The following is a 20,340-nucleotide window of genomic DNA, read 5'->3' as shown; positions in this document are numbered from 1 at the left end:
ACGCGTAAACGTGACCAGGAACATTACGTTTCTTTTCCATAAAAAAAAAAGACTAAAAAAAGGGACAGATTTGTTTTCTGTGGGGTAACGATCCAAGCGTTCCACCCGGAGACAAAGTGAAAGTCACATGCAAAACAAACAAGATAGGCGAAAACTTCTCGGCAGAAACAGCATCAAGACTAAAGCGCTACATTTCAATTGGCGACGATGAACTGGAAATCGAAATCGGAAAAGAATATGTAGTTTATGGCATTGAGCTTTGGGATAACAGCCCCTGGCTTTACATTTGCGCAGAACCCTATGACGAATATCCGAAACCGTTTGCCCTGGATTTTTTTGAGATCTCCGACAAGAAACTTTCATCTCACTGGATTTTGAAATCCAAGGAGACTCAAAACAATAAAAACAAAACTCAATTTGTTTTTCAAGAGTGGGCTGAAGACGACAGCTTTTATGAAAACCTAGTTAACGAAGATCAAACCTGCATAACTATATTCAACCGATACAAAAAACTCATTGATACAGAATAAGATCAAAAACGATATATGAGCAACCTTTTCACTTGCGAGCTCCGCGCAATAGGAGACAGGCTATATTTTTCCGTTTCGCACTTTAAACGTGGTCCGGCCCTGATTAATTACTTTAAGAAAGAATAATCATGAGAACTTTTTACATATGCGAGTCAGGAGTTAAGCTTTGCGAGCAACCCGAGTACACGCTTTCTCCTGACTTTGTGAGTTTTACACTTATCTCGGCGTCTTTGCAGGACATTTGGTCAAATTGGGAAAAAATCAGCCATTCTCTGGCGCAGGAATGGCCTACAACTATAAAGTGGCGGACTGTTGGCTACTCCCTGGAAGATCAAAAAATCCAGGAGATTCGTCTACGCAAGGACATTGAATCTACTCTAGGCGCTAATGGAGTAATAAAGAAAAATGAAAATACAAAAATATACTCTTACTTAGACCCGACCGACACTCTTCAAAACAAACTTAGGCCAGACGAACTAACACAACACAGAAATACTTTTCTAGTTCTAAAAAAAATCGAACCAGATAAATACCTCCTATGGGATAAACTAAGCAAAGGCGACAAGGCTGTCACTTCAAAAAGCGTTTTTGATTTTATGACCATTGACAAAGAGACGCTTATCGCTCGATTTTTAGAAAGCGACACTCATTCAACCTTACAACTTATAGCGCCAGCAGAAAGCCTAAACAAAATCACATCACTACTTGAAAATCTAAAAATCAAGAAAATTAAACACACCGAACTCTCCCAAACAATAAACAACCTTTGACATTACGCAAGACAACGGCGTGAACGGGGACAGACCACGGTTTCTTTTTTGTATCTATAATCTACCCTCTAGAAACTCACCTCTTCCTCGCTATTTATAGTGGTCTGTCCCTGAATAACAATCCAAGTTCAGGATAACAATCGTGTCTACGTGGAACCTGCCAACAAAAAGCCATTGAGCCAACTAGACGCTGAATATAAGTATCAAATTGGCAGAGGACGTGGCAGAGACTACATTGAAACAGACGTGCCGGACTCTCAACTTGAATGGGTAAAAAACCCTAGATACGGCACAATGGAGCTTACGATCAAAGGAAATGTGAAGCTAGAGAATCCAACATTCAACCGGCGGAAATGATGCTAGAAAAAAACAAACAGATAGTTCTTAATGGAAAGGATGCACTCGAAGTTCTAGCAGACATCGAGTTCATCCTAATTTCACTACACAAAATGGGAAGCTACTACGCGGATAAACCCGTCGAAGATTACCGGAAGGCCACCACTGACTTTATTGATAATGAAAAGGTTACTCAGCGCCTTGCCAAAGTAAGGAAAATCATCAGCAAGAACTTTGACTCAACACTTGGAGATGATGACATGGATGATATAGAGCGCCACCTGGAAGAAATTAAATTCTGGAAGCCCTAAAAGCCATAATCGGTCGCAATCGGGGAAAAACCCTGTTGGTTCCCCACAAATCCACTACAGGTTCTGCGGCTGATGATGCACCTCATCGCGCAGAGCTTTCTTCAATCTTCCCCCAGTCTTCGCTGCCTCCGTAAGACGGGGACAGACCACGAGAAAACGGCGACAGACCACGGTTTCTTTTTTGCATCTATAATCTGCCCTCTAGAAACCCTCCTATTTATCGCTATTTATAGTGGCCTGCCTCTTAACAACACAAGATATATGTTTTATAGATCAGAAACCCCCGTTGGCTACAATAATGGCGAGCTAACAAACTGGGTTAGGATTGAACTTTCAAAAGCTGGCGAACCTGTCATACACAGCTTTCCAGCCTCACCCGAACAAGTTAAAAAATACATGGGTAATGTAAAATGAGACCCAAGCTTAAGTACGAACTTCAACCAATTCGAGTACCAAGCGGTTGGACGATAACAATCAACAACTTTTTTGAGGTTGAGTTAACCCCAGAAACTAACGACTGGTTCACCTCCTCAGTACTATTAGGGGGCGTAAGGCGTAGTAGTGGGCACTGCTTCGATTCTAGAGTAGAGCCAGAGGGAGACCCCGACGGAGAGTTTGTAATTGATTTCCTAAAAATCGAATATGATCACAAAGGAAAACCGGTGAAAAACTCCGAAGTTTTTCTCGGCGAATTCAGAACTAAAAGCAAGATTGAATTCATTAAGCAGATCGAATCATTCATGATCGAAGCATAAAATACAGATAGAGAAAAAAGGGGATCACAAAGGGACAGATTTATTTTCTACTGATAAAAATCTGCCCTTTTTTTTAATTCAAGATGAAAGCTTAGGGCTGGATGAGAAATTCAGTCACCAACTGAAATAGTAAAAGTGTAACAGGGGGAGCAGGCCACGTTTTATTTTTTCTGAAGGTGGTCTACCCGAACTGCCATCAATCTTTCCGCGCTCTAAACGTGGTTTTTTCTGATTAATTACTTATGCAAATCCATCTCAACATCGAAGGCCTACCGGCCTACCCATACCCTACAAACTTCCTCCATTTTGCATCCACTGACCCAGAAACAGACATCGAACCTTGGTGGCTGCTGGTATACAACGAAGGTAAAATCAACAACTGGTACAAAACACTCAAACAGCTTTATCCAAAACGCACATTGATCCCCTTCGCCAAATTCAACGCGAATGATGACATCGCCTGTTTTGATGGAGAGGATTTTTCTGGGCAGCCCCATGTATTGATAATTCATGCCTATGCGTCAGAGGGCTGGGAACTTCACGCCACCTACGCTAGCTTCGATAAGTGGCTAGAAGAAGCCATGATGCAAAATTCCGAGTGGCTCAACGAGGACTAAAAACTTTAATCCCGACAAGCCTGGTATTTGCTTTAGAAAAAATGAGAGAACCGCAGGCAGCCCCTGAGAAATCTCGTTGTTTAACCTCTACTCCCCCGGACTGAACAATCAAAGGACTGTAGCCTTGAAACGCCTGAATCGCCCATTTTCCATCCTCCTCGCCCTCACCTTCTCCCTTAATGCGACTGCACTGTCCCTTCGCTCCGAACAACGCCCCGACGGCACCACTGCCCTGTTACTTTCAAACGAACCCGCCGCAGAACGCGCGCCAAAGCTCAATCAGGATCCCGCGGTGCGCTCTGCACTGGTCGATTTTTTTGGCTATCAGACCGGTAGCTACACCAACGACAACACAATGATTGTGCAGCAAGTTCTGGAAGCGCTTGATTCGGAAATGTCGACGTTTGCGGACGGTGTGCCGGCCGGCAGCAAAATGATTACTGCCATGGATGATGGCAACAATGGGTTTGAGCGCGGCGCATTGTTGCTTAACGACAAAGGCCAGTTGGTCGCTGTCGGGTTGGTCAATGGCCACTGCACGGTCAAGTCGCGTGAGGAGGCTTTGACCTGTAACGATGCCCCGCAAACCGTGCTGACCATTTTCCAACCGCAAGGCGCTAAACAAGCTGATGCCGAATCTTTGATTGGCTGGAGTAAACAACTGCCTCCGATGATGGCGATATGGGCGGAAAGTGATGACCCGGAACGCCGAGCCAACGCGCAGAAAATTGCCAGCGTTGAATACGCTGCAACCAAACCGGAAGAGGGAGCGTGGACAGCGGCACAGTTACCTTCCGACTTTCCCAAAGCCATGCTGGCGATGCTTCCGCAGCGGGCTCACCTGATAGGTGCTGGCGCCCACGGTGTTTTCACGACGCCGGGGATGGAGGGCACGCCGATTGAAGGTGATTGGGACAAAATAGCCGGCCGTCCACAACATGAATTCGAAGTCATTCTCCGGACTTTTACAGAGTACGCGGACGTCATCGACTTCTATCAGCAGCATGCGAAGGATGCCGAAATCAGCGGCAACCAGAGAAAGGCACTCGTTGAAGGCTATATTGGTGGCGGCACCTACAAGATTGAAATCAGTAATAGAAAAGACGAAGGCACAGTGATCACGCTCTCTGCTTGGCGACAAGAAGTCTGATTTATCCAAATAAAAAAAGGGCGATACCACGATCGCCCTCTTTCAAATCAAGATACCCTTCCTTTGCACATTAAAGCTTTTGCAGCTCTTCTTTAGCTCCCGGGGCACTGCGGTCAATTGCTTTGAGTATCCAGTATTTGGCCTTGGATTTGCTCTTGGGCAAGCCGCCGCGCCCTTGTGCGTACATTTTCCCAAGTGCCAGTTGCGCCGTGCCAAGATCTGCATCCGCTGACTTGCGGTAAAGCTTGGCCGCGTCACGCTCGTTCCGCGCCGTACCACGTCCCTGCTCCAGCATTTGCGCCATTTCGAACTGCGCGTATTTATCGCCTTGAGCTGCTGATTTACCGAACCAGCTAAACGCCTGGGCCTCGTCCTGGCTTATGCCACGCCCTGCAGCGAGCATCTTGGCGAAGTAAAACTGCCCTGATTTATCACCAGTCTCAGCGTATTTTCGATACCACTTCGCCGCAGCTACATCATCCTGCGCAACCCCATCGCCTTCTTCATAGATGCTTGCGAGCAGCATGTAGGCCAGGGCATACCCACCCTCTGCGGACTGATGGTAATACGCTAATGCCTTGTCCATATCCTTCAGATTCTTAATTGATTGACCACCTCTGTGGTAAAGCTGCGCCAAGCTGAACTGCGCTTTGGCGTTCCCCTGCTCCGCAGCTTTCAGATCCCAGTAAACACCTGCGTCTTCACCCTCAACGCTTCGATCCCAACGAAGTTCCTCAGCCAGTCCGACTTGCGCTTCAGCATTACCTTGCTCTGCAGCTTTGCGGAACCACACTTCCGGCATGCCTGGCGACCATTGCTCAACCACCCCGCAGAGGTTCTCCTGAATGGCTTTGCCAAACTGAGTCTGCGCGTCAAGATCGCCCGCAACTGCTTGCTCATGCAGACGTTCCGAGTTCGGTGCGCATTTGCCTGCCTTCATGCCGTCATACAAGTCGCGCGGCGCTTGTGCCCATGTGTTGCAAGCGATGACCATTGAAAACAACGCAGCACCCGCCGCACCGACGGTTTTGAAACAGTTACTCATTTTTTACTTCCTTGTGGCTTAAGAATTCCAACAAAAAATATGGCGAAAAATACTACTTCGTTTCTAACATCTGTTCTTCAACTTCGTACTTAACCACCACCCGATTCCGATACAACCTAACCCTCTCGACCAATTCCCCAACCTGCCCCTTCTCCCGCACCTCTCGCCAAATCTCATTCTCCCGATACACCCGCGCACCCTCCCTTACAAACCGATGCGCCTCTTGAAACACGTGATAGCGATATTCCCTCACCCGATCACACAACAACTCCCCTTCGAGTTGTGTCTCACCGACGTTCAACTTCAGCTGAAAGCTCCGATCCGTTGGGTTGTGCAGCACCAGATCAACGTAGTTATAGAAAATCGCCGCCCCGGACCCGAACGGCAGTACCCGCCCTTCATCCGGAAACGGGTCGAAGCTGTGGTTGGAACGCTCTACCACTACCAGCGGTGAATGAATGGCCATCCAGTGAATCAGGTTGCTCAGTTGGCAGATGCCACCGCCTACCCCGCGTCGAGCCTCGCCAAAGGACAGTTCCATGCCTTCAACGTAGCCGCGCTTCAAGGTCGGGCGGCCGACCAGGCGGCAGAAGGAGAAGTGTTCGCCGGGGGCGATGATGACGCTGTCGATGGCGGCGACGGCGAGTTTGAGGTTGGTGACTTTGTTGTGTTGCAGGGCGAGGTCGGAGTCGCCGAGTTTGCGGATGAGTTTCGAGGTGTGTTTGAGGTAGCGAAATGGCAGGCGCTCAGCCATGGCGACGGGGCGTGCGTAGCGTTTGCTGGAACAGCGCCAGGCGATCTGGCGGAACAGTCTTTTTTGCCACACGCGCAGCCAGTACAAGGCCGGGTGGTAGAGGGAAAGTGGTTTCATCCGTGACACAACGGCGTGCGCCGTTTCTTCCTTGAACCGTGAGAGGGGCGCGCATTTTATCCGGTAATGACCGGCTGCACCCTATGCATTTCATAAGACCAGCGGTCTCAATTCGACACACTCTGCCTGCCACCCCATTCGCAAATTAAGGTTCGACTAAGGTTGCCTCGCTACGATCGCTGCCAAGAAACCTTGTTGCCTTTGAATCGCAGATGAGTCCTTCCGACATGAAAGCGTTTGATTTACCAACCCAGCCAGCGTCGAATTTCAGCCTTGTCTTGGTAAATTACAAAACCCCGGACATCACCAGAATGTGCCTCGAGCTTTTGCGTGAGCACGTCCAGGAGCAACGCATTCCGGTGTGGGTGGTCGATAACGATTCGGCCGATGCCAGCCTGGATTACTTGCGCTCGCTCGACTGGATCAACTTGATCGAACGGCCTTCGCCGGGCAAGGAAGCCGGGCATATTGCGCATGGCAAAGCACTGGATCTGGCGCTGGAAAAAGTCGACACCGATTATCTGTTTCTGTTGCACACCGATACCTTTGTCTACGACAAGGAGGTGTTTGCCATGATGATGCGCGAGTGCACGAAAACTCCGGACATGGCTGCAGTCGGTTGTGTCGAACAACTCAATCGAGGAGTTTTGCGTGATACGTGGCGACTAACTTCGCGCTTTTGCAAGCACTATGTTCGTAAAGCGAAAGTGCGTCTGGGCCTACGCTCGAAAATGCCAAGACCTTACAAAGAAACCCATCTGAAAAGTTTCTGTACATTGTGGAATGCGCGTTTGATGAAGTCCCAAGGCTTGCACTTCTGCATGGATGAGCAGGTGCCGGGTTATGCGCTGCAAGATCGAATGAGCAGCCTGGGCTATGGCATCAAGTTTTTGTCGCCGCGCAAGATTTTCAGTTATCTGGACCACATCCAGTCAGGAACCGTCGCCGCTGCAGGCACCTACGGGAAAAATCACCGCAGGACGAAAATGTATCAGGCGACGTTGAAGCGCTTTCAAGGCCAGCAGGCCTGACGGACAGACCTCGGTTTAATTCACTGCAAACAAAAAGGGCGACTATACAGTCGCCCTTTTTGTTTGCAGAAATTGTATACAACTAGTCCGAAGAGGTGTTCGCCCAGTGTAATGGCCTGGCAATCCATGCACCGGTAAAGAGCCCTGACACTGGGCGAACGGGGAGGATTTTAATTGAAGTTGGCAGATATGTCCTCATGCTTAAACATGAAATTTTTGTACTGAAAAGTTAAAAAGTGTTGCCCACCGATATTTACCGGGAAACTTCCTACAGTTTCTTTTATATGATTGTTCTCATACATAAACCTGTACAAGAACAATCATTCTGTAGAGCTAATGCTCAACTTTCGTGTTGACTAGTCACTTTCAAGATATCGGTGTAAGTGACAATAACGCTCTGCCCTTCTTTCAGATCTTTCAGCTTGGCTTGAATTTCAGGCTTTTTCACGTCGAGAACTTTCGATACGCCCGCCGGGTTTTGCAGGGTCACCTGATTGGTCTTCAAATCAATTTTGGTGATTTTCAGTTGCACCTGAACCTGACGGTACGCTTCGCCACCGGGGTTATCGCTGCCCGGGGCCTTACGCAGCTCACCGGTACGTTCGGTGGTGCCAGGCAGACCTTTATCCACATCGGTGTCGAGGTAAGCGGCGACGGATCGCTGCACTTCGATCTTCACCTGATCGCCGGTCTTGAGATTGGCGAGGTTTTTCGCCTTGTCGCTGAGCTGAACATGAACCGGCTTGCCTTCAGCGCCTTCGAGCACAACCTGATGGTTGGCGGCATCGACGGAGATCACTTTGGTGGTGACCTCATCTGCTTCAACAGTGGCAGACAGCGGAATATCTTCAGCCAGAGCGCCGAAGCTGGTGGCGGACAGTACGGTTGCGAGGGTGATGGCCTTGGCCAGTGCGTCGAGCTTCATAAGCAATACTTTCCCTGTGATGAATATGGCAGCACCCGACGCCAACGTGCAGTCGACGCCGAATGTGCCACTGAGCATAGACGCTGTTCAGGGCTTGGCTTTGGTTTGTGTCGAGGCGGTCTGCTGTTTGGCGGTGTCCTGCGCGGTGGATTCGCCGCTGGGCGTGCCTTTGCCACTGTGTTCACGCTGTTTCGGGTCGGTGGGCCGCAGGGCGTCGTTGTCACGTTCGGTTTCGCCCGCTGGACGGGGTTCGTCGGGGTGTTCGCCTTGGGTAATCGGTTTCATGGGGGTAGTCCTCAGGCTTCGGGGTCGTCGAGTTCACGGGTGACATTGATGGCGGGGGAATCCTTGTGCAGATCGTCGGCTTTGGCACGCAGGATCTGCCATTGCTCAAGGTCGATGGCGCCTTGGCCGAGCAGGTCATCGGCGATGCGTTGCAGGTCGAAGTAATGCGCATCGGGGGATTGCTGCCAGTAGGTCTGGTCGTCGAATAGGCGTTGCCAGGAATTCAGGTCTGGGGGTTTCAGGTCGTCGCTCATGGCTAATCCTCGGCAGATTTTTCTGTAGAGGACAACACACCAACCCAAGTTCAAACCGATCCATTGTAGGAGCTGCCGAAGGCTGCGATCTTTTGATTTTGCTTTTAAAAAACAAGATCAAAAGATCGCAGCCTTCGGCAGCTCCTACAGGGATTTGCGGATACCTTTCAGTACCCGGTCATTTCCAGATAGCCCCGGCCGGGATGGCTGCCGCTGATGTGCACCGGGCCTTCCCAGTACGGGATGCGCAGGTTCATCCAGGCATTCGGGTTGAGCGCGCCGAGGGTGATGTCGAGGCGTTTGTCGGGGATGCTGATCGACCATTTCACCGGCATCGCCCGACCGGCGACTTTTGCGGTGGCTTGCGGGGTGAGCTGGATCTGCGAACGGCGCAGGGTTTGCGTCTGGCCATCGGCGGCTATCCACGTGCCGGTGAGATACGGCGCGCCCTCTTTCTGGCGCATGCGGTACAGCATCACGTGTTCGCCGCTGTCCAGATGCAGGGAAAACCAGTCCCAACCGGTTTGATTGGCGGTCAGTGGCTGGCTGCTCCATTCGCGATCGAGCCATGCGGGGCCGCTGACGGTGTAGCTCTGACCGTCGATCTGCAACGTGCCGCTGGCCTGAAAAAACGGCTGACTGTAGTAATACGACGCCTGACCTTCTTCGGATTTCTGGCTGAAACCCCTGTCGCCCTGCAACACCAGCGGGCGGCTGGAAGTCAGGTGCAGTTGATAGGCGAAATCCTTGTCGCGAGCGCTGAGTTGTAAATCGCTCATGGGATCCTGCGCCTGACTGGCAAACCGCCAATCATCAATCCACGCCTCGAACGGCGCCAGCCGCACACCGGCCTGCCCTACTCCACCTCGGGCGTAACGTTCGGCGGCGTGGTGCACCGTGCTGGAAGTTACCGCCGCATGCCCCAGCCAGATCGTCTGATCAGCCCACCCGGCCTGCTCCGCCACAGGTTTCAAAGCGCTGCGAAACAGCGTCCACTGCACACCGAATTCATTGCCCTGCTGATCCTTGAGATTGGCGGTGACGTACCACCACTCGATACGAAACCCGTCATGCGCAGCGTGATCCGCCGGAAAACTGAACACTCGCCCCGGCACCACCGGCGTAAACGCCAACGCCTGATCGCCCATCCCGGCGAAGCCCTTTTGCTCCGGCGCCGATTGATCGCAACCGCCGAGCAGCAACAAAACCATGAGCACAATGAAGTTAATCCTCATGGGCAAACGTCCTCAGCAGATCCGCCGGTTGCGTGCGGTACAGCGAATACAGCGGCCATGCCGACGCCAGCAACGTCGCCAGCAACGCCAACCCCATCAGTTGCAGCAATTGCCACGGAAACACCCGCAACGGCAGCCGCCAGCCAAACGCTTGCACGTTGATCACCGCGTCCAGACACCACGCCAGCGCGATTCCCAGCGGCAACGCCAACACCAGAGTCAGTACCGCCAGCAGCCAGGTCTGACCGAGATTGAGCAGCATCAGTTGCCGTCGCGTCACGCCCAACGCCCATAGCGGTGCAAGTTGGCCGAGGCGACTTTGACTCTGGGTCAGCAGGCTGATGAACAGCGCCACACCCGCCACCGCCAGGGTCAGGCTGTTCAACGCCGCCGTCGCCGCAAAGGTGCGTTCGAAAACCTGCACCGACCAGCCCTTGAGCCGCGCCTGATCAACGATGCGGCTGTCATCCAGTTGAAAGCGCGCCTGCAAGCCATTCAACAACGCCGCAATGTGCTGCGGCTCGATACGCAGATTGAAACGGTTCGGCGTCAGTTGCGGCCAGCCGCGCAGCAGGTGGTTGATGTTGACCAGCAAGTGCCCCTTGGGATTGCCGTAGTCGGCGTAGATGCCGACGATGCGCGGCGACCACGCACCATTCGGCGCAGGAATCGTCAGTCGATCACCCGCCCGCACCTTCAGCCGACGCGCCAGTTGTTCGCTGAGCATCACCGCATCGTCGGTAGCCAGATGCGCCCACGGGTCGCTGCCACTGACATCGAGCAACGGCCAGTGCTGGCGATAATGCGCGTGATCGATGATGCCGAACACCTCCGCCGGCCAGCCTTGCAACGTCACCGCGACCTGCCAGTTGGGCAGAATCGCCGCGATATTCGGCTGCTGCTTGAGCCAGCTGTACATTTCCCGCGACTGCGCCGGATTGCTCGGGTTGATATACAGCTCGGCGCTCAAGCGTTGTTCGAGCCAGTCATCAAAGGTCTGGCGAAAACCGGCGGTCATGCTGCCCGCACCTATGTTGGCGGCGAGCGCCAGAAGCAACGCCATCAGCGCCAGACTCAGCGCTGGCAATTGCTGACGGCAGTCGGCGAGAAACCATTGACCGAGCACCGAGCGACTGCGTCCGAGCAACTGATTCAACAGCGCGCTGAGCAACACCGGCAGCGCTAATGCGGCGCCGATCAGCAATCCGGCCATCAGGACAAAACCGCTGGCCAGACTGTCGCCCCAGATCAACGCCGCCAACGCAATCAAGCCCAATACCGCCGCCAGCCAACCTTGTCGGCGCAACCAGCGCGCATATTGCTGATGCCAGGCTTGCGGATCGGCCACCGCCAGCAACGGCAAGCGTGCCGCGCGCAGCAGACTGTTGGCCCCGGCGAGCAAGGCGCCGAGCAGGCTCAAGCCGATGCCACTGAACCACCACCAGGGACTGAGGCGCAACTGCCCCGCCACTTCCGCGCCGTACAAACCGCGCAAGCTGGCGGCGACATCCGGCAGCAAGACACTCGCCAGCCAATAGCCGCTGATCACGCCGAACAGCCCGCCGATCAGCGCCAGCACACCCAGCTCAACGATCAAGCACAAGATCAACATCCGCGCGCTGACCCCGCAGGCGCGCAGCGTGCGCAACAAGCCGCGCCGTTGCTCCAGTGCGAGGCCGATAGCGGCGTGGACGATGAACAATCCGACCAGAAAGGAAAGAAATCCCAAGGCATCAAGATTGAGGTGAAAACTCTCGGTCAGACGCGCCAGGTTGTTTTCTTCGCCGCTGCTTTTGAGCTGCAACTGACCTTTGAATAAGGCTGGCAATTCACCGTGAAAATCCTTCGGCAGCAACAGACGCGAGAGTTGGCCAGGCTGCTCGAGCAGGTTTTGCGCGACGCCGATATCCACCAGCAACACACCCGGCGCCATGTCCTTTTGCGCCAGCAGCGGCGGCATACGCAGCCCATTGGTCGTCTGCGGCGTGGCGCCCTCACGTAACCCTAACGCCTGCAAGGTTTCCGGAGAGATCCACGTAGTGCCCGGTGGCGTGAAAAACTCGACGATCCGTTCGATCGGCATCGCCTGCCCGGCCACCGCAGAATCAGCCGGCAGCGACACCGGTTCGATGCCCATCAATTGCAGCCGCTGATTTTCCTGGCCCTTGAGAGTCAAGCGGCCCTGCAACAGCGGCGACACCGGCCAGCCCTGCCGACGCAGATCAACGAACCATTGCTGCGCAAAAGTCGCACCGTTCGGCGTGCTGAGACTGGCCTGCGGTTCGCCGCCGATCAATTGGCTGGCCCGCGCGTAACTGTCGCGCGCCTGACTGTTCAGCGCTTCAACACCGGTCAATAGACTGGTCGCCAGCCACAACCCGGTCAGCACACTGAAAAACTGCACCGGATGGCGCCGCCAATGGCTGAGCAGCGCACGCAGGGTCTGACGGAAAACGTTCACGTCAGCCGCCCGTTGGACAACACCACCCGCTGGGCTAAACGGGCCGCGACCCGTTGGCTGTGGGTGACCATCAACAACGTGGTCGGTGTGTCGTCGAGCAACTCCAGCAACAGGCGCAGCACTTCATCACTGGTCGCCTCATCGAGGCTACCGGTGGGCTCATCGGCCAGCAGTAATTTCGGCTGCGACGCCAATGCCCGGCCCAACGCCACCCGCTGCTGCTGACCACCGGAAAGCTGCTCGGGATAGCGCTTGAGCAAATCGCCGAGCCCCAGACGCTGCACCAGATGCGCCTGCCAACGCGGCTCATGGCGCCCGGCCAGACGCGCCTGAAAAGCCAGGTTGTCTTCGACGCGCAAGCTACCGATCAGGTTGAACTGCTGGAACACCAGACCGATTTCTGTGCGCCGCCAGTTCGCCAGTTGCGCTTCGTTCATGTTTTCCAGCCGATGCTCGCCACTGCGAATGCTGCCGCTATCAACTTTGTCGAGACCGGCCACCAAGTGCAGCAAGGTGCTTTTGCCACTGCCGGATTCGCCCATCAGCGCTAGGCTGCCGCCGGATTCGAGCGTCAGGTCGATGCCTTGCAGCACCGGCAATGGGCCTTGCGGGGTGAGATAGCTTTTGAAGACGTTTTCAACACGAAGCATGCCGCCACCTGATCGGTCAGTGTGGGGCAAGGATAGCGGATGGCGATGACAGACTTGAACTCAGCGTTGAATTGGCCGCCCCCTTCGCGAGCAGGCTCACTCCCACAGTTAGAGCGCGTTCCAAATGTGGGAGCGAGCCTGCTCGCGAAAGCGTCAGCCCAGCCAACTCAGAACTTACTGCCCGACAGCCACACTCGCCGGCGACTGCGACGGCGTGACAATGCTGCCCAGATCAATGTGCTTCCACTCAGGCTTGGCCCCCAACCGCGCGTTGAAGCGGTAGTTGAACGTAAATTCATCCGCCGTCGCGACACTCAGTGGCTTGCCATAAACAGCCTCGATCCCCGCCAGGTCGTAGCCCATCAACTGCAGCAGGGTCGGAAAGATGTTGTAGTGACTGGAACGATCCTTGTTCGCCGCCAGTTGCGCCGACCAGTCCAGCGTCTTCAACTCGCTGCCGGAAATCACCACCAACGGCACCAGCCCTTCCTCCTCCACCGGATCGCCACCGCAGTGAGTGTTCAGCCCCGGATTACCGCGCTCGTGCAAATCCTGGCCATGATCAGACGTATAGATCAGCAACGCATTGTTCAGATTGCCCTGAGCGAAGACCCGCGCAAAAAACTCGCCGACATTCCACAACACGGTGTTCTTGTAGGCATTGCGGTACAGCACCCAATCATCCGGTTGACCGTTGAAACCGTTGCGCTCGCCGGTATCGGCCACCTCGGTGAATTGCCCGCGCGGCAAGGTCGGGCGGTAGGCCATGAACGCATCCGGGTATTTGTCATGCACCGGAAAGTGCGCGCCGACCTTGTTGATCACCACCAGCTCTGACTTGTCGTCGTTGAGCAATTCGATCAGCTTCGCCGCTGCCGCCATATCGCGATCGCGCACGCTGGTCTGGTCGAATTGCACGAACTGATCGATGTCCTTCTTCTCAGTATCGGTCATCAGATTCTGCAGATTGCCGGCGGTGCGTTGGGCGTCGATGTAGACGGTGCGCAGCCCAGCCTTCTTCGCGTACTGCCAGATCGACGGCAACGTAGTGTTGATGCGCATGTAGTCGGCACGGGTGCCGCCGTAACGCAGGGTCACGTTGGTGTCGGCGCTGCAATTGGCGATCGACGCCGCGTAGCCGTAATTGAAGATATCGACGCCGGGACGCGCCTGTTTGAGATTGCTGTGCACACCGAACGGCGCGTTGATGTCCAGATAATTGCCGGAGATGCTTTCGTCGATGATCAGCACGATGTCATGCCCAACCGCTTGCGAGGTACGCGCCAGCGTTACCGGTTCACGCGGGCCAACCGTGTTGTGCAGCGCTTCATAAGCAAACAGGTTCAGATAGGCCAGCGGCGTGTACATGATCGGCAAACCGCGAGCACCCTCACCCGCACGCAAAAACAGCACGGCACTGAGCAGCAGCACACCACACAGTGGCGCCGCCACACGCAAAGCGTTGGGAATCGCCAGCCCGTGGCGGGGTTTCAGGCCGATGCCGAACAGCAACAGCAAACCGCTGAGCACGCCACGCAGGATCGCGTCCCGGTACTGGTACGCCGCCTCCTGGATGAAACCGCCGGAGTAAACCATTGAGACGAAACCGCTGTAGGTCAGGTAATCCGCTGTGACCCGGGTATAGACATCGAAAAATACTGCCGAGACAAACATTGCCAATGCGAACACGTGGCGAATGAGAGTCTGCCTTATATACGCCATTAGATATAACGCAAAAGTAAGCGCCAAAAACATCGCGCCAAAAAGAAGTACAGCAAAACTGAGGCCGATAGCATTTAACCGATCAATGTAATATTCGGAATAAATCAACAAATAAACAATTAAGAACATTTCTTTGGCATATCTGAACATGGCGATACCGATCGGGCAAAACGGCAGGGAGTCAAAGGTTTGTCAGTCAGAACCTGACACTAGCACCCGGCCATCAAAGCGCAAGAATTGACTGTTTTTTGTAGAAAGCGTCAAAAAAACGGTGACTCAAATCTGACACAGCCAAGACGCTATAAGCCTTTAAATTAGCGGCTTACGACCGTTTATCGCTTATTTAAAATCTGAACAAATCTGCACAAAAGCAACAAATTCAATCGCAGCAATGACTTGATGGCCAATCGCCAAAAAACACTCAAGTGTTATACCGATGCAACATGTCATTTTGCTGACACGCTTTTCAAACGCTGCGCTATACCCCTTTAACAATCTCATTCCGTAGTTAACTTTTGGTGTTATTGAGGTGCGCAGATGGACGTGAGCGTATTTGGCACTGGCTATGTCGGACTTATACAAGCCGCCGCACTTGCAGATGTCGGTCATCGCGTTTTATGCGTGGACATTGACCCAAACAAAATTAAACAACTGCAACAAGCGGTGCCGCCAATCAGTGAGCCCGGTTTATCCAGCACGCTCGAAGAAAACATCAAGGCCGGCCGTCTGCTGTTCAGTACTCAGGCCAGCGACGCGGTCGAGCATGCCGAGCTGATCTTCATCGCCGTCGGCACCCCGGCCGACGAGGATGGCTCTGCCGACCTCAGTCACGTACTCAACGTTGCCCGCCAAATCGCCTCGCACATGGAAGCCGATCGCACATTGATCATCAAATCCACGGTGCCGGTCGGCACGGCGGATCAGGTGCTTGCCACCGCCACCAGCGAACTGCTGCGCCGCGGCAAGGCTCATCTGCAAGTGCGGGTGGTGTCCAACCCGGAATTCCTCAAGGAAGGCAGCGCCCTCGCCGACTGCATGCGCCCGGACCGGATCATCGTCGGTACCGGCGACGACGCCGCCCGCGAGCAGATGAGCGAGTTGTACGCGCCGTTCTGCCGCAACCGCGAAAAACTGATGTTCATGGACAATCGCAGCGCCGAGCTGACCAAGTACGCCGCCAACGCCATGCTCGCCACGCGCATCAGCTTCATGAACGAGTTGGCCAATCTCACCGAACTGCTTGGCGCCGACATCGAAGCGGTGCGCAAAGGCATCGGCTCCGACCCGCGCATTGGCTACCATTTCATCTATCCGGGCTGCGGCTTCGGTGGCTCGTGCTTTCCCAAAGACTTGCGCGCCCTGCTGCACACCGCCGAACACAACGGCATGCCGCTGAAACTGCTGCGCAGCGTCACCGACGTCAACGACCTGCAGCGGCACATCCTCTTCAGCAAACTCAAAGCACAGTTCCCGCAAGGTCTGGCGGGTAAATCGATTGCTGTGTGGGGTCTGGCGTTCAAACCGAACACCGATGACATGCGCGAAGCACCGAGCCGTTATCTGATGGATGCGCTGTGGGCAGAGGGTGCCAGTGTGCAGGCCTACGACCCGGAAGCCATGTCCGAATGCCGGCGCCTCTACGGCTACCGCAACGATCTGCACCTGTGTGCGACCCGCGACGACACCCTTGAAGACGCCGATGCGCTGGTGATCTGCACCGAGTGGAAAAACTTCCGTGTGGTCGATTTCGAGTTGCTCGCCGAAAAGCTGCGCTCGAAGGTAATCATCGACGGACGCAATTTGTACAACCCGGAACAGGTGGCGGCCGCCGGCCTGCATTACAGCGGCATCGGCCTGCGCCACATTGCCCCTGATGAAGGGCTGCGGCCATGAAGATCCTGGTCACCGGTGCGGCCGGTTTCATTGGTGCCCATTGCGTGCTGCGGTTGCTGCGCGACGGGCACTCGGTGGTCGGTCTGGACAATTTCAACGCCTACTACGACCCGCAACTCAAGCACGACCGCGTGCAGTGGGTGCGCGAGCAGGCCGGTGATTTCCAGCTCGATACGGTTGACCTGGCCGATGCCTCGGCCATCGAAGCGCTGTTCGTCCGCGAACGTCCGCAAGTGGTGGTTCACCTTGGCGCGCAAGCCGGGGTGCGCTACTCGCTGGAAAATCCACGGGCGTATCTGGACAGCAACCTCAACGGGTTCCTGAATATTCTGGAAAGCTGCCGGCATCACCCGGTCGAGCACCTGATTTACGCCTCGTCGAGCTCAGTCTACGGCGCCAACCAGCACACACCTTACTCGGTGCAGGACGGCGTCAATCACCCGCTGTCGCTGTACGCCGCAACGAAGAAAGCCAATGAACTGATGGCGCACAGTTACAGCCATCTGTTCGGCATTCCCTGCACCGGCCTGCGTTTTTTCACCGTGTACGGGCCATGGGGCCGGCCAGACATGTCGCCGATCCAGTTCGCCCGGGCGATCAGCGAAGGCACGCCGCTGAAGCTGTTCAACTACGGCGAGCACCAGCGCGATTTCACCTACATCGACGACATCATCGAAAGCATCGCCCGCCTTATCGAGCAGCCACCGCAGGTCAATCCGCAGTGGGATCGCGAGCAGCCCGACCCGGCCAGCAGCATGGCGCCGTGGCGCCTGTTCAATATCGGCGGGCAGCACCCGGTCGAGCTGAAAACCTATCTGGCGCTGATGGAAAAACACCTTGGCCAGAAGGCCATTGTCGAGTTGCTGCCGCTGCAACCGGGCGACGTGCTCAACACTTGCGCCGAGGCCAGCGATCTGGCCCAGGCCACCGGATTTCAGCCCCGGATAGAGCTGGATGAGGGACTCGGGCGCTTTATCGCCTGGTTCCGCGACTACTACCCCACTGCCTATCGCCCACGCGCCGTACGCGGCTGAATTCATGTGGAGGACTCCATGACTGGACATGAGAAAGGTGTACCGATCCTAGAAATGCGCCGCGACAAGCGCGTGGATCCCGAGCACCGAATGCGTCTCGACGCGGCGATTCATCGCCAGGGTCGCGGCTGGTTCACCGGTCGCGACGGCGGTCGGCCATGGCAACTGTCACGCACCAATCGCGTGGTCGCCTGCCTCGGCGCCTTACTGATTCTGTTGCTGATTTCGCCGTTGTTGATCGGCCTGGCGCTGACCATCAAATTCACCAGCGAAGGCCCGGTGATGTTCGTGCAGAAACGCACCGGTTATCGCGGGCGCAAATTCGGCATGTACAAATTCCGCACGATGGTGGCCAACGCCGAAGACTTGAAAGAATCGCTGCGCCACCTCAACAAGCACGGTGCCGACGCGATCGATTTCAAAATCGACCACGACCCGCGTATCACCCGCATCGGCGGTTTCCTGCGGCGCACCAGTCTTGATGAGCTGCCCAACCTGATCAATGTAGTGACCGGCGACATGCGCCTGGTCGGCCCGCGTCCGACCTCGTTCAACGCCTATCGCTACAAGGACAATCACCTCGCGCGTCTGGCGATCTACCCCGGCATGACCGGCCTGTGGCAGATCTCCGGACGCAGCAATATCGACTTCGACCAGCGCGTTGAGTTGGACCTCAGCTACATCGCCGAGCAGAGCCTTCTGCTTGATCTGAAGATTCTGTTGAAAACCCCCTTCAAAGTATTCAGCGGCCACGGAGCAAGCTAATGGACGGTTCAACCAACAAAAGCCTGAGCATCGCCACCCCCAGCGAATCGAACCTGACCTCGACCGTGCTGGATCTCGATCTGCGGATCCTGTTCCTGACCGCCGCCAACCCCGGCTCAGGCACCACCACCAGTGCGCTGGCGCTGGCCGGCCAACTGGCACAAATGAGCAGCGGCCAAGTGCTGCTGGTCGATGCCAGTCAGTCGGCGAGCAATCTCACCCAGCAGTTGAACCTGAGCAAGGAGCGCGGCCTGCGCGACTTGCTGTTCAACCCCGACAAACCGCCGCTGTTGCAGGACTGCGTAGTGCAGGTCTCGAGCCTGCCATTCCACGTGCTGCCCAACGGCCGGCCGATCCGCACCCTGGAGCACCTGACCGCCGAGCGTCTGAGCCCGTTGCTTGATCAATTGGGCAGCCAGTACCGCTTTGTGGTGATCGACGGCGACGCGGTGTACTCCGACGCCGACACGCTGGTGATCAGCACGCAAGTCGATGGCGTGGTGCTTGTCGTACGCGCCGAAGATACCCGCTGGGAAGTCGCCCAGGCCGCCGTGCAACGCCTGACTCAGGCCGGGGCAAAGGTGGTCGGTAGCGTGTTCAACCGGCGCAAGTACTACATGCCCAAATGGCTTTACAAAAACCTGTAAGCAAACGCAAAGGATGACGCCATGAACGCCAAAATGCTTGTCCTGCTGTTGCTGCCGCTTGCAGGCTGCTCCAGCAATTCCGACACCCGCAACATGCCGGTGAATATCCTCACCGCCACACCGGCCAATGCGCAAGCCACCGACATGCCGAGGGTCGAGCAGACCCTGCGCCCGAAAGACGTGCTGGATGTGATTTTCCACATCAGCACCAGTGGCTCGGACGCTTACCGCGTGCAGTCGGGTGACCAGATCGGCCTGAACTTCACCGCCGCCAGTCAGCTCAACGGCACGCAACTGGTGCTGCCTGACGGCACCATCGAACTGCCGGGCGCCAACACCTCAGTGAAAATCGCCGGACTGACCAGCGACGAGGCGCGGCAGGAAATCCAGCGCGCCTATCAACGCAAGCAACTGTTCCAGCCCAACCGCAATCAGCTCTCGGTGCAGATTCTGAGCCCGCTGAGCAACGAGCAAAACCTCAAAAGCGCGCTGAACCACCCGGCCACCGGCATGAGCCGCGAAATCACCGTCGGCACCGATGGTTATGCGAGTTTTCCGGAAATCGGCGCCGTGCCGCTGCAAGGCATGACCGTCAATCAACTGGAAACCTTCCTCAACAGCAAATACGCGCAACTGCCAGGACGGATGACTGTGGATGTGCTGCTGAAATCCACCGCCGGCAACGAGATCTACGTGCTCGGCGAAGTCGCTCAGCCGGGCTCGTACCCGATCCGCCGGCCAGTGTCGGTGCTTGAGGCGCTGACCCTGGCGCGCGGTACCAATGTCAAGGCGCGTCTCGATTCGGTAGTGATCATGCGGCGCAACGGCAATCAGGTGCAGGCCATGAACTACGACGTGGAGAAAGCACTGTCGGGCGATGCCCCACAGATCGCCTACCTGCAACCGGACGACATGCTCTACGTGCCAAAAACCAAACTGGCCAGCGCCGGCGAACTCGCCCGCCAACTGGCCGACGTGGTGCTGTTCCAGGGCGTGGGTTTCAGCTTCGGCTACCGCGTCGACAACAAAGGCAGTGACAACTGACTCTCAGGT

At 55.4% G+C, this 20,340-nt stretch carries 22 protein-coding genes; 13 read left to right on the top strand and 9 right to left on the bottom strand.

Features of this window, described 5'->3' with window-relative positions; all coding sequences use genetic code 11:
• Positions 1-116: 116 nt before the first annotated feature.
• The 7 genes from ACRRSD_RS25720 (at position 117) to ACRRSD_RS25690 (ending at position 4,469) form a co-directional block, all read left to right on the top strand.
• Positions 117-530, top strand: a complete 414-nt coding sequence (locus ACRRSD_RS25720) for a hypothetical protein (RefSeq protein WP_435036084.1) — start codon at positions 117-119, stop codon at positions 528-530.
• A gap of 128 nt (positions 531-658) precedes the next feature.
• Positions 659-1,300 (top strand): hypothetical protein, encoded by a 642-nt coding sequence (locus ACRRSD_RS25715; RefSeq protein ID WP_435036082.1) that lies wholly within the window; start codon positions 659-661, stop codon positions 1,298-1,300.
• Between the two features lie 114 nt (positions 1,301-1,414).
• Positions 1,415-1,657: an HYD1 signature containing ADP-ribosyltransferase family protein gene (locus ACRRSD_RS25710; RefSeq protein WP_435038542.1), complete on the top strand. Its 243-nt coding sequence runs from the start codon at positions 1,415-1,417 to the stop codon at positions 1,655-1,657.
• A complete protein-coding gene (locus ACRRSD_RS25705) occupies positions 1,657-1,947 on the top strand; it encodes a hypothetical protein (protein ID WP_150650776.1) in 291 nt (96 codons plus the stop codon). The genes ACRRSD_RS25710 and ACRRSD_RS25705 overlap by 1 nt, the downstream gene beginning before the upstream one ends.
• Positions 1,948-2,357: 410 nt before the next feature.
• On the top strand, positions 2,358-2,702 hold the full coding sequence (locus ACRRSD_RS25700; RefSeq protein WP_128614901.1) for a hypothetical protein: 345 nt from the start codon (positions 2,358-2,360) through the stop codon (positions 2,700-2,702).
• A gap of 242 nt (positions 2,703-2,944) precedes the next feature.
• A complete protein-coding gene (locus tag ACRRSD_RS25695; RefSeq protein ID WP_435036080.1) occupies positions 2,945-3,319 on the top strand; it encodes a hypothetical protein in 375 nt (124 codons plus the stop codon).
• A gap of 124 nt (positions 3,320-3,443) precedes the next feature.
• Entirely contained in the window at positions 3,444-4,469 is a 1,026-nt protein-coding gene (locus ACRRSD_RS25690; RefSeq protein WP_435036078.1) for a hypothetical protein, read from the top strand.
• A 70-nt stretch (positions 4,470-4,539) separates the two neighbouring features.
• Here the strand turns inward: ACRRSD_RS25690 and ACRRSD_RS25685 are convergent, their stop codons facing one another.
• The gene (locus ACRRSD_RS25685) at positions 4,540-5,514 is read right to left on the bottom strand and encodes a tetratricopeptide repeat protein (RefSeq protein ID WP_150774479.1); all 975 of its coding nucleotides are present in this window, start codon (positions 5,512-5,514) and stop codon (positions 4,540-4,542) included.
• Between the two features lie 52 nt (positions 5,515-5,566).
• On the bottom strand, positions 5,567-6,385 hold the full coding sequence (locus ACRRSD_RS25680; protein ID WP_435036076.1) for a VanW family protein: 819 nt from the start codon (positions 6,383-6,385) through the stop codon (positions 5,567-5,569).
• A gap of 227 nt (positions 6,386-6,612) precedes the next feature.
• Between ACRRSD_RS25680 and ACRRSD_RS25675 the strand changes: the two genes are divergently transcribed.
• A complete protein-coding gene (locus ACRRSD_RS25675; RefSeq protein WP_435036074.1) occupies positions 6,613-7,416 on the top strand; it encodes a glycosyltransferase family 2 protein in 804 nt (267 codons plus the stop codon).
• 340 nt (positions 7,417-7,756) lie between these two features.
• Here ACRRSD_RS25675 and ACRRSD_RS25670 read toward each other — a convergent pair whose 3' ends face one another.
• From ACRRSD_RS25670 to ACRRSD_RS25640, 7 genes are all read right to left on the bottom strand, one after another.
• Positions 7,757-8,341: a hypothetical protein gene (locus tag ACRRSD_RS25670; RefSeq protein ID WP_435036072.1), complete on the bottom strand. Its 585-nt coding sequence runs from the start codon at positions 8,339-8,341 to the stop codon at positions 7,757-7,759.
• A gap of 87 nt (positions 8,342-8,428) precedes the next feature.
• Complete coding sequence (locus tag ACRRSD_RS25665; protein WP_435036070.1) at positions 8,429-8,626, bottom strand: hypothetical protein; 198 nt, start codon at positions 8,624-8,626, stop codon at positions 8,429-8,431.
• 11 nt (positions 8,627-8,637) lie between these two features.
• Positions 8,638-8,880, bottom strand: a complete 243-nt coding sequence (locus tag ACRRSD_RS25660) for a hypothetical protein (RefSeq protein ID WP_435036069.1) — start codon at positions 8,878-8,880, stop codon at positions 8,638-8,640.
• A gap of 167 nt (positions 8,881-9,047) precedes the next feature.
• Positions 9,048-10,115 (bottom strand): lipocalin-like domain-containing protein, encoded by a 1,068-nt coding sequence (locus ACRRSD_RS25655; protein WP_435036067.1) that lies wholly within the window; start codon positions 10,113-10,115, stop codon positions 9,048-9,050.
• Complete coding sequence (locus tag ACRRSD_RS25650) at positions 10,105-12,576, bottom strand: FtsX-like permease family protein (protein ID WP_435036065.1); 2,472 nt, start codon at positions 12,574-12,576, stop codon at positions 10,105-10,107. The genes ACRRSD_RS25655 and ACRRSD_RS25650 overlap by 11 nt, the downstream gene beginning before the upstream one ends.
• Positions 12,573-13,226 carry an ABC transporter ATP-binding protein gene (locus tag ACRRSD_RS25645; RefSeq protein ID WP_435036064.1) on the bottom strand — a complete coding sequence of 218 codons (654 nt, stop codon included), beginning with the start codon at positions 13,224-13,226 and terminating at the stop codon, positions 12,573-12,575. The genes ACRRSD_RS25650 and ACRRSD_RS25645 overlap by 4 nt, the downstream gene beginning before the upstream one ends.
• A 174-nt stretch (positions 13,227-13,400) precedes the next feature.
• Positions 13,401-15,098, bottom strand: a complete 1,698-nt coding sequence (locus ACRRSD_RS25640) for a sulfatase-like hydrolase/transferase (RefSeq protein WP_435036062.1) — start codon at positions 15,096-15,098, stop codon at positions 13,401-13,403.
• Positions 15,099-15,485: 387 nt separating this feature from the next.
• On the opposite strand from ACRRSD_RS25640, the gene ACRRSD_RS25635 reads away from it, so the two are divergent.
• The 5 genes from ACRRSD_RS25635 to ACRRSD_RS25615 are packed head-to-tail and all read left to right on the top strand — an operon-like array spanning position 15,486 to position 20,331.
• A complete protein-coding gene (locus ACRRSD_RS25635; RefSeq protein WP_435036060.1) occupies positions 15,486-16,841 on the top strand; it encodes a UDP-glucose dehydrogenase family protein in 1,356 nt (451 codons plus the stop codon).
• Positions 16,838-17,875 (top strand): NAD-dependent epimerase, encoded by a 1,038-nt coding sequence (locus ACRRSD_RS25630; RefSeq protein WP_435036058.1) that lies wholly within the window; start codon positions 16,838-16,840, stop codon positions 17,873-17,875. Before ACRRSD_RS25635 ends, ACRRSD_RS25630 begins: the two co-directional genes overlap by 4 nt.
• An 18-nt stretch (positions 17,876-17,893) precedes the next feature.
• Positions 17,894-18,640, top strand: coding sequence for a sugar transferase (locus tag ACRRSD_RS25625; protein WP_137217212.1), 747 nt, complete (start codon positions 17,894-17,896; stop codon positions 18,638-18,640).
• Entirely contained in the window at positions 18,640-19,287 is a 648-nt protein-coding gene (locus ACRRSD_RS25620; protein WP_435036056.1) for a CpsD/CapB family tyrosine-protein kinase, read from the top strand. Before ACRRSD_RS25625 ends, ACRRSD_RS25620 begins: the two co-directional genes overlap by 1 nt.
• Positions 19,288-19,308: 21 nt before the next feature.
• Positions 19,309-20,331: a polysaccharide biosynthesis/export family protein gene (locus ACRRSD_RS25615; RefSeq protein ID WP_038369600.1), complete on the top strand. Its 1,023-nt coding sequence runs from the start codon at positions 19,309-19,311 to the stop codon at positions 20,329-20,331.
• Positions 20,332-20,340: the final 9 nt, after the last annotated feature.

This window comes from Pseudomonas neuropathica, from assembly GCF_051174785.1.
In the GTDB taxonomy this organism is placed as follows: Bacteria; Pseudomonadota; Gammaproteobacteria; order Pseudomonadales; family Pseudomonadaceae; genus Aquipseudomonas; species Aquipseudomonas neuropathica_A.
The sequence above is the reverse complement of the archived record's forward strand: the minus strand, read 5'-3'. Positions and strand labels throughout refer to the sequence as shown.